Source organism: Mycobacterium sp. NGS24 (assembly GCF_059813065.1).
The window spans coordinates 79,336-93,279 of record NZ_JCALDW010000020.1 but is presented as its reverse complement, the minus strand read 5'-3'; the positions used below and the strand labels follow the sequence as shown (position 1 = coordinate 93,279).

12 protein-coding genes are annotated in these 13,944 nt (G+C 67.5%); 7 read left to right on the top strand and 5 right to left on the bottom strand.

Annotation, left to right across the window (positions count from 1 at the left end; all coding sequences use genetic code 11):
- Positions 1-20: 20 nt before the first annotated feature.
- The 3 genes from AC5Y6Y_RS21580 to AC5Y6Y_RS21570 all read right to left on the bottom strand — a co-directional run bounded on the left by AC5Y6Y_RS21580 (position 21) and on the right by AC5Y6Y_RS21570 (position 1,849).
- Positions 21-326 (bottom strand): hypothetical protein, encoded by a 306-nt coding sequence (locus AC5Y6Y_RS21580; protein WP_499930266.1) that lies wholly within the window; start codon positions 324-326, stop codon positions 21-23.
- 13 nt (positions 327-339) lie between these two features.
- Positions 340-579 carry a helix-turn-helix domain-containing protein gene (locus AC5Y6Y_RS21575; RefSeq protein WP_499930265.1) on the bottom strand — a complete coding sequence of 80 codons (240 nt, stop codon included), beginning with the start codon at positions 577-579 and terminating at the stop codon, positions 340-342.
- Positions 580-652: 73 nt separating this feature from the next.
- The gene (locus AC5Y6Y_RS21570) at positions 653-1,849 is read right to left on the bottom strand and encodes a hypothetical protein (RefSeq protein ID WP_499930264.1); all 1,197 of its coding nucleotides are present in this window, start codon (positions 1,847-1,849) and stop codon (positions 653-655) included.
- A gap of 84 nt (positions 1,850-1,933) precedes the next feature.
- Here AC5Y6Y_RS21570 and AC5Y6Y_RS21565 point away from each other — a divergent pair, with 84 nt between their 5' ends.
- The 6 genes from AC5Y6Y_RS21565 to AC5Y6Y_RS21540 all read left to right on the top strand — a co-directional run bounded on the left by AC5Y6Y_RS21565 (position 1,934) and on the right by AC5Y6Y_RS21540 (position 6,534).
- Positions 1,934-2,842, top strand: a complete 909-nt coding sequence (locus tag AC5Y6Y_RS21565; RefSeq protein ID WP_499930263.1) for a phosphoadenosine phosphosulfate reductase domain-containing protein — start codon at positions 1,934-1,936, stop codon at positions 2,840-2,842.
- A gap of 37 nt (positions 2,843-2,879) precedes the next feature.
- The gene (locus AC5Y6Y_RS21560) at positions 2,880-4,742 is read left to right on the top strand and encodes a DNA cytosine methyltransferase (protein WP_499930262.1); all 1,863 of its coding nucleotides are present in this window, start codon (positions 2,880-2,882) and stop codon (positions 4,740-4,742) included.
- A gap of 276 nt (positions 4,743-5,018) precedes the next feature.
- Entirely contained in the window at positions 5,019-5,267 is a 249-nt protein-coding gene (nrdH, locus tag AC5Y6Y_RS21555) for a glutaredoxin-like protein NrdH (protein ID WP_122447335.1), read from the top strand.
- A complete protein-coding gene (locus tag AC5Y6Y_RS21550) occupies positions 5,264-5,617 on the top strand; it encodes a hypothetical protein (protein WP_499930261.1) in 354 nt (117 codons plus the stop codon). The genes nrdH and AC5Y6Y_RS21550 overlap by 4 nt, the downstream gene beginning before the upstream one ends.
- An 11-nt stretch (positions 5,618-5,628) precedes the next feature.
- Entirely contained in the window at positions 5,629-6,162 is a 534-nt protein-coding gene (locus AC5Y6Y_RS21545; protein ID WP_499930260.1) for a hypothetical protein, read from the top strand.
- A gap of 21 nt (positions 6,163-6,183) precedes the next feature.
- The gene (locus AC5Y6Y_RS21540; protein WP_499930259.1) at positions 6,184-6,534 is read left to right on the top strand and encodes a hypothetical protein; all 351 of its coding nucleotides are present in this window, start codon (positions 6,184-6,186) and stop codon (positions 6,532-6,534) included.
- Positions 6,535-6,552: 18 nt separating this feature from the next.
- On the opposite strand, the gene AC5Y6Y_RS21535 is transcribed toward AC5Y6Y_RS21540, so the two are convergent.
- Together AC5Y6Y_RS21535 and AC5Y6Y_RS21530 are read right to left on the bottom strand one after the other, a co-directional pair.
- On the bottom strand, positions 6,553-6,879 hold the full coding sequence (locus AC5Y6Y_RS21535; RefSeq protein ID WP_356948566.1) for a hypothetical protein: 327 nt from the start codon (positions 6,877-6,879) through the stop codon (positions 6,553-6,555).
- Between the two features lie 190 nt (positions 6,880-7,069).
- A complete protein-coding gene (locus AC5Y6Y_RS21530; protein ID WP_122447340.1) occupies positions 7,070-7,498 on the bottom strand; it encodes a hypothetical protein in 429 nt (142 codons plus the stop codon).
- A gap of 314 nt (positions 7,499-7,812) precedes the next feature.
- Here AC5Y6Y_RS21530 and mobF point away from each other — a divergent pair, with 314 nt between their 5' ends.
- Entirely contained in the window at positions 7,813-13,692 is a 5,880-nt protein-coding gene (gene mobF, locus AC5Y6Y_RS21525; protein ID WP_499930271.1) for a MobF family relaxase, read from the top strand.
- Positions 13,693-13,944: the final 252 nt, after the last annotated feature.

Below are 13,944 nucleotides of genomic sequence, written 5' to 3'. Positions count from 1 at the left end.
GGTGGCCGGGCCGAAAGGCCTTACTCGACGACGGCGAGCGCTTGCGGTGGCAACCACAGGTTCATCGTGAGCTGGGATCGCCGGTTGGCGCTGCGTGCGGGCATCTGGACGCAGGCCAGCCAGGAGCCCTCGGACCGGCGGAGCCAGGCCACTTGGCGTGCGAACATGACCGGCTCCAGCACGACGCCGCCGGCTTTCACCCAGAGGGGAAGTTCGTCTTTGCGGATACCGGAGGCCGGGAAGACCCGTGCCACATCGACGCGGACCTGGCGGTCGACGGGAACAAGGGTCGGGAACCCGGCGGAATCGTCCCAGTGTTCGAACATATTTTCGATGATGTCATGCGATGCCTCGCAGCAGCGTGGCGGCGCTGGTGTTCAGGGCGCGGGCCAGGTGGACCAGCACGACGGTGGTGGCTGCTTTGTGGCCGTGTTCGACCTGGTTGAGGTAGGTGCGGTGGATGCCGGCGCGTTCGGCGAGGGTGGCTTGGGTCAATCCTGCGGTGGTGCGGCGCTCGCGGATCGCGGCCCCGATCTGTTGTTGGATCGCTGCGTCGTCGCCCGCAGTGTCGGTGTCCACCCAGGTCGCCCTTCGTGGTCGGCCAGCAGTTGATTGTGGCCGATAGTCTACAAGCGACGTGGTGGCGCCGTGTTCAGAACAGGCCATCGCCGGTCGCCTCCTGCCACCACTGCTCAAAACCGGGGCGCTGCTTGTTCTGCGGGCCCGCCGGGGCGGCCACGAACAGGTGGTCCACCCCGTCGTGCGCGCGTTCGCGCACCACATGGCGCACCACGCCATCGGCGCCGCACACCCGCTGCCCGGGTTGGGTGCTGAGCTGGTCGGCCATGTGGCTGCGGGTACCGGTGGCGATGATGCGCACCGAGCGGGCGGTGATGCCACGGCGGCCCCCGCGGCCGGGCCGTGCCAGGCGGCGTACCTCGTAGAGCGCCCACGGCGAGTGCTCGAGGCGGGCGGTGAAGCGCGCCATCACCTCGTCAAGTCCGGCCTGGGCGACAAGCTCGGCGGCGCTGCTGTTCTCGATCAGCGTTTGGGCCGGATTGAGGCTGCGGGCAACAAATTCCAGGAACAACGCCTCGGCGCCGCGCTCGGGTTCGGCGCGGTAGCGCTGCACTTGCTGGGACCGGCCGGTGGCTGTGGCCATCGAGAACGGGCAGAATCCGCATGCTGATTTGGGGATCGCTTCACCCAGGATGTCCAGGACGAGACGCTGGCAATCGGCGCGGGTCCAGCCCCACTCCAGCAGCGGATACCAGCCGGTGCGGGTGGCGGTGTTGTAGGTGCGGTCTTTGGCGGCGCGCCCGGATTCGTTGGCCTCGAAGCCGATCGCGTGCCGGTAGGGGTGTCCGGCGGTGATGCGCGCGATCACCGGATCTAGGCAGTCGCCTTTGGCGTGCATCGAGCAGGCCCTGATCCCGCCGCGCTGAGGCACCGTGCCTGCCGCCAGCATCTCCTGGCCCAGTGTGTAGTCGCCATGGGCGAACAGCGTTGCGGCGCTGCAGGAATCATCGAGGATCACGACGCCGTCTCCGGCGCGTGTGGTGGTGCGGGCGCAGCGTGCCACTTGGATGAAGCGCACCCGGTGGCGCGCCAGCAGCGGCAGCACCAGCCGCGAGACCGCATCGGTGGTGGCCGCGAACTCATGGCCGGTCATGGCCGTGAGCACCACCAGGTCGGCAAGCTCGAAGTCGCGTGAGCTGGCGTCGGTGAGCCAGCGCAGCAGCATGGCCGTGGAGTCCAGACCCATCCCGAACGAGGCGCACACACGCGGAATCGGTGCTGTGGTGTCGAGACCGGCCAATCGCGAAACCGTTGGCGCGCTTGCCATCATCGTACATCTCCCTACTCGAAAGTGTTGTCTATAGTCTACCTCTTGATGTAGACTATAGACAACACCCAAACGGGAAGGAAACCGATGACAATCACCGCCAACCACGCCCAGCTCCCGCTGGACTGGAACACCGCCGGATGCCCGCTACCCGCACCCCGGACGGCGACAGCGGCGAGCACGCCCGACCTGGCCGACTACGACCGGATCCTGGTCAATTCCAGCGCCGGGAAAGACTCGCAAGCCAGCCTGCACGTCGTGGCCACGGCCGCACGCGCCGCCGGTGTCAGCGACCGCATCGTGGTGGTGCACGCCGACCTCGGCGACGCCGAATGGGACGGGGTGCCCCAGCTGGCCGCCGAACACGCCGCCCACTACGGGCTGCGCTTCGAGCTGGTAGGGCGCGCACGCGCCGGCAAGACCGAAACGATCCTCGAACGGGTCGCCCAACGCGGCAAGTGGCCCGACGCGGCACGGCGCTGGTGCACCAGCGACCACAAACGCGGCCCCATCCGCACCCTGATGACACGGCTGAGCGCTGAGCTGCGCGAGAGCGGCCAGGCACTCGACCGCCCCGTGGCCCTGCTCAACGTCATGGGACTGCGCGCCGAAGAAAGCCCCGCCCGCAGTCGCCGAATCCCCTACGCCCACAACCACTCAGCCAGCAACGGACGCCGCCGCGTCGATGACTGGTACCCCATCCACGACTGGCCACTGGCCCGCGTGTGGGACACCATCGCCGCCGCAGGCACCCGCCCCCACCCCGCCTATGCGGCCGGGATGACCCGCCTGTCCTGCCGGTTCTGTGTCCTGGCTTCCCGCGCCGACCTGATCTGCTCAGCACGGCTCAATCCCGAACTCGCCCAACGCTACGCCGCCGTGGAGCAACAGACCGGACACCGATTCCGGGTCGACCTGAGCATGGCCGACGTCATCGCCGCCGCCGCAGGCACCGCCCGCCAACCCACCGACCAACTCACCCTGCTCACCCCCTGAATCCCAGCCAACCCCGAATCGACCAAGGAGCCCCTAAATGAACACCACCCCAGCCGCAGTCCCGAACAGGCCCGCCCGCTCAGGCCGCGTACACGCCCCCGGCCTGAGCGCCGAACAGCTCGCCGAGATCCAGGCCGCGGTGGCCACCCACCCCAGCACCTGGCAACCCAGCGGCCAGCCCACCGGCATCACCTACACCGACATCTTCTGCGGCTACGGCGGATCCAGCATCGGACTGACCAACGCCGGACTGACCCTGGCCCTAGGCGCAAATCACTGGGACAAAGCCATTTCCACCCATGCCCTCAATTTCCCGGATGCTGATCACCTGATCGCTGATGTGTCCAACTACGACATGCGCCGGCTCCCGCGCACCGACGTGCTGTGGGCCTCCCCCATCTGCACCGAACTGTCCCCAGCTGGGGGCCGCGCACGCCGCCAAACGCAATTGTCGCTCCTGGAGCCCGACGGACACGTCCCCACCGCCGCACTCGACCGCACCCGCGCCACCTTCTGGGATGTCGTCCGGGCCACCGAAGTACACCGCTACCAGATCGTCTGCGTCGAGAACGTCGTCGAAGCCGCCAGCTGGGAGCTGTTCAACGTCTGGCTGGCCGCGATGGACACCCTGGGCTACACCCACCAGTTCATCTCGGTGTCCTCGGCCCACATCGGCGACGACACCAACCCGCACGCCCCGCAATGGCGCGACCGCCTCTACATCTTCTTCACCTCAACCCGACTGCCCTCCATTGATATTCGGCCCCGACCGCTGGCCTGGTGCCCGGACTGCGACGAAATCAACCACGCCGTGCAATCTTGGAAACGCCCCACCGCCCGCCACATCGGCAAGTACCGCACCCAATACACCTACCGCTGCCCCAACACGGCATGCCGCAACCGCGTCGTCGAACCCTTCGTGCGCCCGGCCGCCACCGCAATCGACTGGACCGACCTGGGCCAGCGCATCGGCGACCGCACCAAACCGCTTGCCGCTGCCACCATGCGCCGCATCCGCACCGGCCTGCAGCAATTCGCCCAACCCGCCGTCATCTCCACCAACCACGGCACAGACGGCGAGACCCGCACCGCCCCGGCTTCGGGCGCCCCGCTGCCCACCCGCTCCACCAAGAACGGCGAGGCCATCGCCTGCCCACCGTTCCTGCTTGACCGTCGCGCCTACCACGACGGCGACGCGCGCCGTATCAAACCCGTCAGCGAACCAGTCGGCACCATCACCGCCAACGGCCGCCCCCACACCGTGGTCACCCCACCAATGATCGTGCCCGCCGGCGGATCCTGGAACGAAACCGCCACCACCACCGGCGAGCCGTTGCGCACCCGCATGACCCGCGACACCGAGGGCCTGTGCACACCCGCACCCTGGATCACGGTGCTGCGCAACCACGCCGACGTCACCCCCCTTAGCGACCCGCTGGCCACCGTGGCCACCGGCGGCGGCACCGGAGGAGGCCACCAGGCGCTCACCGTGCCCCCAGGAGCCTTCATCCAAAAACACCACGGCGGCCTGGACTACACCGCGATCGGCCACATGACCAAAAGCGTGACCGACCCCCTGCCCGGCATCGTCGCGCGACCCAACCTGTCCCTGGTCATCCCCTACCGCAAAGGCACCGCCAAACCCACCGGCGAACCCCTGCACACCGTCGCCACCCGCGACTCGGCCGCCCTGCTGGCCGCGACCGGAAGCATCGACGTCAACGACTGCCGCTTCCGGATGCTCACCCCGCGCGAACACGGCCGCGCCCAACGCTTCGCCGACGACTACCGCGTCGTGGGCAACCGCTCCGAGCAGACCATGGGCTTCGGCAACGCGGTCAGCGCCAACGTCGCCCAATGGCTCGGCGGCATCATCGCCCACTTACTGACCGCCACCTGACCCGTGGCACCTCACCCACCCGAACACCACCGGGAAAAGACGCCAGGAGAAGAACAAATGAACACCGCACAACCCTCGACAATTCGCCGCGATAGTTTCGCAAATACCAACAATCGAGCGAATTTCCATAAACAGCGCATACAAACAAATTCTGGCACTCGCAACAATGGCACAAATGACCTGCTTAATTTGCCTCAAACAATGGCTTTAAGTAGCCGAATACGCTATGCTGTATATATCACCACCCGACCGTTCCAATACCATTCAGGGGGACCCGTGAACACCATTCTCTACACGAAGCCGAATTGCGTTCAGTGTGATGCGACAAAGCGCGCTCTCGCCAAATCTGGCATTCCGCACGAACTCGTCGACATCACCGTCGAACCCGACGCGCGTGACTACGTGCTATCCCTGGGCTACCTGCAGGCGCCCGTGGTCATCGCCGGCGACCAGCACTGGTCGGGCTTTCGTCCCGACCGCATCAAAGCCCTGGTCAACGACCTCATGCAGGCGGTGCCCGCATGAAAACCGCAGCCTGGCGCCGGGGCCTGCGCTACGTTGCCGCCGCGTCCGTAGCAGGGGTCCTCGCACGATTCGCCGCACAGCGCACCCGCCCGTCGCGCCGTGCCGCATCGGACCCCGACCCGGCAGCAACCCCCGCCGGTGAGGTCATCCGCTGGCCCAACGGCGACATCTGGATTCCCACCCCGATGCCGCTGAGCGGCCTGTTCGGCACCCCCACCCGCCGCGACTGGCAACACCACGCCCGAGCCGCCACCGCCCAAGCCCGCGCCCTGGCGCGAGTGGTCACCCTCTACGACTCCCACCGCGCCGATGCGCAGGGGTTATCCCAGCGGCCCGCCCCGCACCAGTGAAAGCCGCCGACATGCATACCACCGAACTGCACGTGGGCACCCTGGTGCGGGCCGCTGACAACGCCGCCATGTTGGCGCGCTGCGCGTGTTCGACCACACCACACAGCGGGCCCACGCAAGGCATCGTCGTGGACACCACCAGCGACCACGCCGCCATCACCTGGATCGACTACCGCGGCCCCCAACACCGCGCCTACCTGATCGACCCAACCCTGTTGGTCCCGGCGCTGCCCGAAGCCCCAGCCGCGCCCCACAGCATCCCCAGCATCCAGATCGCCGAACACCGGTGCTGCGCCGACCACACCCGCATACGCAGCACCGGCCTACGGTTCATCACACTCGCTGATGCCAACAACGCGCTGCGCGCCATCGCCGACGCCTACGCTCCCCTGGGCCCCTCCCTATCCCTGGACCCCGGTCCCCGCTTTGCCGGCAACCTTCTGGTAGCCCTGCGATGGAGCATGCACACCACCGTCTACCGCCTCGAAACCGTCACACCATCAAACCTCTACGAGCGCATCCACGCCCACCCCGTCCGCTTCTGAAACGTCGAAGGAGAACTCCACGTGGCCGACATCGACTACGGCGAGGCGTGGGACTTCGTCGACGCCGCCGGCAGACCCCACCAGTTGCGCTTCCGCCGCAATTTCGCACCCCCCGACGATCCGCGCGTGTTCGACGGAACCGGTCAACTCATCGCCGTCGTCACCGGCGCAGGGCGCGCCGACCACGGGGACGAAATCGCAATCAGCCGACCCACGGTGAATCAGCGCGAGATCGACGCCGCGCTGCACGGCTGGCAGGACTGGGCCACTGCCTACCTCGACGACGCGCAAGGCTACGCCGTCGTCAACCTTTCCCTCATCCAAGGGCGCATCCAGGCCGCCGGACTCGGCCCCGCAGAACACACCGCCTAAGGCCCCTGCACCGCGCCCTCAAAACAGCGAGGGCTCAGAACCCCACAGCGCATCGCGTACCGCCTGGGCATCCCACACCCCGTTACGCACCGCCTCGCGCAACGCCACCGACCGCAGCCGTCGCGCATCACGGCCCGGCCCGCGCGTCAGTGGACGGCCTCCGCCTCGGCCCATGCGCGCCATGCGCGCCATGTTGTCGCCCTGGGTGCCGCCCACTACGTGCTGGCGCCGCGCGTGCGGCGCATTGACCTTCACGCACACCGGCAGATCGCACTCGTGCAACGCCAACACCTGCGCGCCGATGCTTCCCCGGTCCAAGGCCAGCGCGTACCGATTAGCCCGCACACAAAACCCCACCCCGTGACGAGTCAGGAAAAAACGGCCGTAGCCATCCGCACCAATACTGCCGACCCAAATGCTGCAGTCCCCCTCATCGGGTCCGACCACGACCTTGCTACGAAACCGCGCCACCTCCCCGGCATGCGCGATCGGGTCGACCCACAATGATGACGCTCTGCATGACATAGCGCGCAGGTTAGGCCCCGGCACCGACATCGCTGCTCGGCGCACCGCCACCACCTAGTGCACCCGGCGACTCGACCGCCACCACCGCCGCGCTGGGCGCCTGCTGCGCCGCACTTTTCAGCAGCGCGCGCAGCTCGGCGACGCTGGTCTGCGCGAGCTCGGCGATGGCCTGCAGCGACTCACCACGTTGCTGCAACCGCACAATCGCCTCAGCGGCCTTCTTCTGATGCTCGCAGCGGCGGCGCTGACCCTCCGCGCGGATCTGCTCGATCCGCTCGGCCTCCCAGTCGGTAATCCCACCAAGGCGGCCCTGGGCTAGCAGCAACACCGCGGTGTCCTCCACGTTCTGACGCTCACGCTGCACTCGCGCTTGATTGGCGCGCGTCTGAGCTTCACGGACTGCTCGGCGCGCCTGACTCTTCGACTTGATGTTCACCATGGGCCGCACAGTAAGCGCGCCGGCGGCAACTCAGCCACCAATTCCAGCAACTTCGCCCACCGCCAACACATCAGCTTCCTTCCACCCGATCACCTCTTCCTCGACTTGCCTGACCACACCCCTCGACCTGCCCTTCCGCCGATCACCTCCAGCGACACCACCGCCAGCGCCCCACCCGCCGAACCGATTCGACCCACCCCAAACACCACACACCTCTTGCATGAAGGTCACGTTTTGATAACAACGCCCCGGGCGTTGTAGGACAGCTCGCCGCTCGCTTTCCTACTGTGCGCGCCAGAGGTGTTGGCGTGACGATGACTTTGCACAAACTGACCGCCGGAGACGGGTACGAATACCTGACCCGGCAGGTCGCGGCTGCCGATGCCACCGACCTCGGACGCAGCTCGCTGGCCGACTACTACTCGGCAAAAGGCGAGTCCCCCGGCCACTGGGTGGGCTCCGGGCTGGCGTCACTGTCAGAAACCGGAACCCGTGAGGTCTCCCCGCACACCCTCGAGAAGGTCTACGCAGTGCCGGCGGGCTCGGTGGTCAGCGCCGAACAGATGCGAGCCCTCTTCGGCGAAGGCCGCCACCCCAACAAAAAGGCCATCACTGACTACGTGACCGCCCGTGGAGTGCATCCTGCCGCGGCCGCACAGGCCACCAAGCTCGGCCACGAGTTCTACATTCGCGACGGCGAAACCGGCTTCACCCGCGCCCTGGCGGTGGCCTACCGCGAACACAACGAAGCCTTGGGCCAGGAGTGGAACGCGCCCATCAGCGCGTCGCTGCGCGCCACCATCCGCACCACACTCGCGCGCGAAACCTTCGCCAAGCGCTACGGCCGCGCGCCCGCCGACGAGCGCGAACTAACCGGTTTCATCGCCCGAGAAACCAGGGCGCGCACCACCGCGGTCGCCGGCTACGACTTGACGTTCAGCCCAGTCAAATCGGTATCGACGTTGTGGGCGATCGCCCCGCGCGAGGTCAGCGGGATCATCGAGAAAGCCCACGACGCAGCCGTTGCCGACGCCCTGCAGTGGCTGCACGAGAACGCCGCGTTCTCCCGCTCAGGCACCAACGGCATCGCCCAAGTCGACACGACCGGTCTGATCGGCGCCGCGTTCACCCACCGCGACTCACGTGCCGGTGACCCCGATCTACACACCCATGTAGCGATCTCCAACAAGGTTGCCGTGCGCGACGCCCACGGCATCACGCGGTGGCTCGCGCTGGACGGTCAGCCACTGCACCGGGTCGCGGTGGCCGCCTCCGAGGTGTACAACACGCGGCTAGAAGCCCACCTCGGACACCGACTGAACCTACGATTCGCCGCAGTCAAACCCTCGCGAGCAGCCAAGCGGCCCATCCGCGAAGTCGTCGGCGTGTCCACCGAATTGATGCAGCTGTGGTCCTCACGCCGCGCGGCGATCGAAACCCGCACTGCAGAGCTGTCCAAAGCGTTCCAGCACACCCACGGCCGCGAGCCCAGCTTCGTGGAGATGATCGCGCTTGCCCAGCAGGCCACGCTGGAATCGCGCGAGGCCAAACACGAGCCGCGCTCACTGGCCGAGCAGCGTCACACCTGGCGCACCCAGGCGATCGACTTGCTCGGCGGTGCGCGCGAACTCACCGCGATGCTCAGCGCGTGTCTGTCCCAGCCGGCGCGGCATCGCGAGCCTGTCACCGAGGCGTGGATCACCGAGCGTGCCGCCGAGGTGATCGCCACCGTGTCGACGGCCCGGGCAACCTGGCAAGCCCACCACGTGTTCGCCGAGGCGCAACGCATCGTCCGCGGTTTCGGGCGCACCGCCGAAGACACCCTCGCCCAGCGCATCACCGACGCCGCACTCTGCGACACGTATTCGATTCCGATCGCCCGCGTCGCCGATGAGGATCTCGCAGAACCCCAGGCGCTGCGGCGCCGCGACGGAGTCAGTGTCTACACCCGCCACGGGGCCGCCCTGTTCACCAGCGCCGACATCGTAGCCGCCGAACGACGGATCCTGCACGCTGCGCACCTACAGGACGGGCGCACCGCCAGCGACGACGACGTCGCACTCGCGCTGGCTGATGCCGCAGCGCGCGGCAAAGACCTCAATCCTGGACAGGCCGCCCTGGTCACTGACATGGCCACCAACGGCCGGCGTTTGGCGCTGGCGCTGGCCCCGGCCGGTTCAGGCAAGACCACCGCGATGGCCGCACTCGCCCACGCCTGGCGAAGCTCGGGCGGTACGGTGATCGGTTTGGCGCCCAGCGCCTCGGCGGCCATCACCCTGGGTGCCGACTTGGACGCCGTCAGCGACACCGTCGACAAATACACCTATTCGATCGACAACCCGTCGGGATCGCAGTTGCCGCAGTGGTTTCGCGACATCAACGAACACTCGCTGCTCATCGTCGACGAGGCAGGCAAAGCAGGCACCGGCCAGCTCGACGCCCTGATCGCGCACGCGCTGGCCAAAGGCGCCAGCGTGCGCTTGATCGGCGATGACCACCAGATCGCGTCAATCTCGGCCGGAGGCGTCCTGCGCGACATCGCCGTCGAAACCGGTGCGTTGACCCTGTCACAAATCGTTCGGTTCACCTCACCGGCCGAAGCAACGGCCACACTGGCGCTCCATCGCGGGGACCCCGCCGGCATCGGCTTCTACATCGACCACCAGCGGGTGCATGTCGGTTCCGAGGCCACCGCCGCGGACATGGCATTCGACGCCTGGCACACCGACATCATTGCCGGGCACGACAGCATCCTGCTGGCCCCGACCAACGCCATCGTCGATGACCTCAACGCGCGCGCCCGCACCGCACGATTGGCCGCCGCCAGCGAAGCCGACTCGCACTTTCGCGTGGGCAGACAAGCGCTGTTATCCGATGGATTGCACGCCTCGGTCGGCGACATTGTGCGCACCCGAAAAAACGCCCGCTGGTTACGTTTATCGACCACCGACTACGTCCGCAACGGATACGCCTACGAGGTCGTTAAAGTCGGCAAAAACGGGTCGCTTCGAGTGCGCCACACCGGTAGCGGCCGCGAAACCACCTTCCCCGCCCGCTACGTCGCCGAACACGTCACTTTGGGCTACGCCTGGACCATCGACAGCGCCCAAGGATTAACCGCCGGACACCGCTGCCACACCGTCGGCGCCGACCATCTCAGCCGGCAACTCCTCTACGTCGCACTGACGCGCGGACGCAACGAAAACCACATCTATCTCTCCACCGCCGAAGCCGACCCCCACCGCGTCCTTGCCCCCAAAGCCACCCACCCCGACACCGCGGTTGACGTATTGACCAAAATCCTGGCCCGCGATGAAGCCCAAGTTTCGGCCACGACGGCCTCCCGCAACGCCGAGGACCCCTTCACCCGACTGGGCCCCGCCGCCGACATGTACTACGACGCGCTAGGAACCCTCGCCGAAATCCACGCCGGCAAAGCAGTCATGACGCGCATCGACACCTACGCCGACACTGTCTACGGCGGACTGACCGACATGTCCGCGTGGCCAACGCTGCGCAAGCACCTGGCCATCCTCGCCGTGGGCGGCGACGATCCGATCACCAGACTGGCCGCCGCCGCCAACGCCCGCGAGCTGGGCACTGCCGCCGACGTCGCCGCGGTGCTGGACTGGCGCCTTGACCACAGCGGCAACCACAACACGAGTACCGGGCCGCTGGCCTGGCTACCCGCCATCCCCGAACCGTTGCACTCCAACGCACAAGTCGGCCCCTACCTCGCCAGCCGCGCCCAACTAAGCACCGACCTCGCCGAACAAATCCGCACCACCGTGCACACATGGACCGCCGGCAGCGCCCCGGCCTGGGCACGAACCCTGATCACTACCGATCCCGACCTGACCGCTGACATCGCCATATTTCGCGCCGCACACCACGTCGCCGCCGAAGACACCCGCCTGCTAGGCGCCGAGCAATACGCGAACCGCTCACGCACAGTGCAGCGCCGCCTCGAACAGCGCGCCACCGCAGCGATCCTCACGCAGCGCCCCGACACCGCCCGCTGGCGCCAACTCATCGACGGCATCGATCCCCGGATCACGACCGACACCTACTGGCCCCAGCTGGCAGACCACCTCGCCGATGCCGCCCGCAGCCGCTCCGACCTGGCCGCCCTGGTCACCACCAGCGCCAACGAACGCCCACTCCCCGACGAACTGCCCGCCGCCGCCCTCTGGTGGCGAATCTGCGCCGAGCTATCCCCCACCGCGACCCTCGAGACCACCCACTCCGGTATCCGCCCACCATGGATCCGCGATCTGCACGCTCTCTTCGGCTCCACGATCGCCGAAACCATCGTCGCAGACCCCGCCTGGCCGGGACTGGTGTCGGCGATCGCCGCCTCTGACCCCACTCGCTGGACTCCGCCTGACCTCCTCCACGTCGCCGCCGAACAACTCAGCGACGCCGACCCCGACCGCCACATCCCCATCACCGACTACGCCCGACTCATCACCTACACCATCGACCTGCTCTGCACCCCCCACCGCTACCGGCACGACGACGAACAACTCCCCGACCACCCACCCCATAGCCCCGACGACGAGGAACAACTCCCCCCGGACCTCCAAGCCCACGACACCGGCGCCCCCACCGATCACGCGCACCCACACCTCGACGAACCCAACCCGTTCCACACCGAGCCGCCCCCGGACCACCACGACATACCCGATCGTTTCGCGGGCACCGCCCACGCCCCGCTCGAATTCGCGCAGCTGGCCGCCCAACGGCCCGCAGCCCCCCACCTCGCCCCAGCCCTCGCCGATGTCTACGCACTACGCGACCGCTTCACACTCAGCCGCACCGAACTCGACGCACTAGAGCGCGAGGTCCGCGCCAACAACGGTCCCGCCATGCGCGCCGCCGCGCCCCGGATCCCCGACATGCGCCACCGGGCCGACGCCGATCGCCCCTACCTGATCGCCATCGAAGAAGTCATCGCCGCATGGACCGAAGCCGACCACAGCTACGAAAACGCGCTGCATCAACTCAACGCCGCACAGACCCACCTCGACGAACTGCGCCTCACACCCCAAGCCGATCCGCTCGACATCGAATCCGCCAGCCGATACGTCGACCTGCTGGTCGCCACCCTTCCCGCCGACAGTCCCGCCCACCAATTCCAGCCGCAACTCGCCCAAGCACACCAGGACCGGGCCGCCGCCGCCGGCGGCGCGGCACACATCATCAGCGGCGCACAGGTCGACGCGTTCATCGCAGCCACCACCGACCAGGACCTCGCCACCCTCAACCGCGCGCGACGCGAGCACGCCGACCTAAGCGCCCAACTCGACCGAGCCGAAGCCGCCGCCGCCGCCGCGTTCGCCGCAGCAACCACCCGCACCGCGCAACACATCGCCGACCAACAGCAGCATCTCGCCACCGAAATGCGCGTCCTTGAAGTCGCCGGCACCAACCGCCCCGACCGCGGCGTCACTATCGGGCCCACCGCGCTGACCGGCCTGGACCCCAACCACGCCGCCAGCCTGTCCGCGCTCGCCCAACTGCCCTTCACCGTCACCGCGCTCCATGCGCCCCCCGGCAAAGACCGCACCCAAGCGCTGCACACCCTGCACAGCGCCTACACCGCAGCAGGACGAAAAGTGCTGTGGTGCAGCCCAACCGAAGAACAAGCGCAACAGGCAGCCGGCGAACAACTCGCCGATAGCGCTACCAGCGTCACCGCCGCACACACCAAACTGAGCCAACGCACCTGGCAGCTTCCGCCCAACAGCCTGGTCATCATCGACAACGCCACCAGCGCCGACCCCCACCAACTCGCCGACATCGCCGAGCTCGTCGACCAATCAAACGCACGGCTCATCCTGATCAACCCCAGCCACCACCATCAGTGGCCACCCCCGCCCGCCGAGCGTCTCCTGCGCCTACTCGACAGCGAATTACCGTGGAGCATGACCATAGGCAGCGAGCTGACACCGGCCCGCAACCCGCTGCGTCAGTCACCGCCTGACCAGCAACCGATCCTTCACCAATCTCGCCAGCTAGCACCTGACGTGGTCGACGAACCACTCAGGAAAATCCTGCACCGGGCCGACCAGCTCCACACCGCCAATGCCAGCGCCTACCAGCGTCATCTCACAATCACCTGGACACGCAGACAAGATCGCGCCATCAGCACCCTCGACCTGGCCCGTGACGACGGCATCGAGCCCGGCTAAATTCTGTTTCGTGCCGGCGCACGCCGTGGTGCTGCCACCCCGCCGATGGCGGCGAGCACGTCAACAGCGATTCGCTTCGCGACGGGAAGCCTGCCCATGCCCTCGTCGTCTTGCGGTCGCTGCGACCGCATTGCGTCACGGTCTCCTCGGGCTCCTGGCGCGGTTGGCTGACCTGGGGCTTTCAACGATCAAAGCGTGGGAATCGGGCCGCCGGAGCCCGCAAGTTGACCTTCTCAAGCGAGCGATGGACAT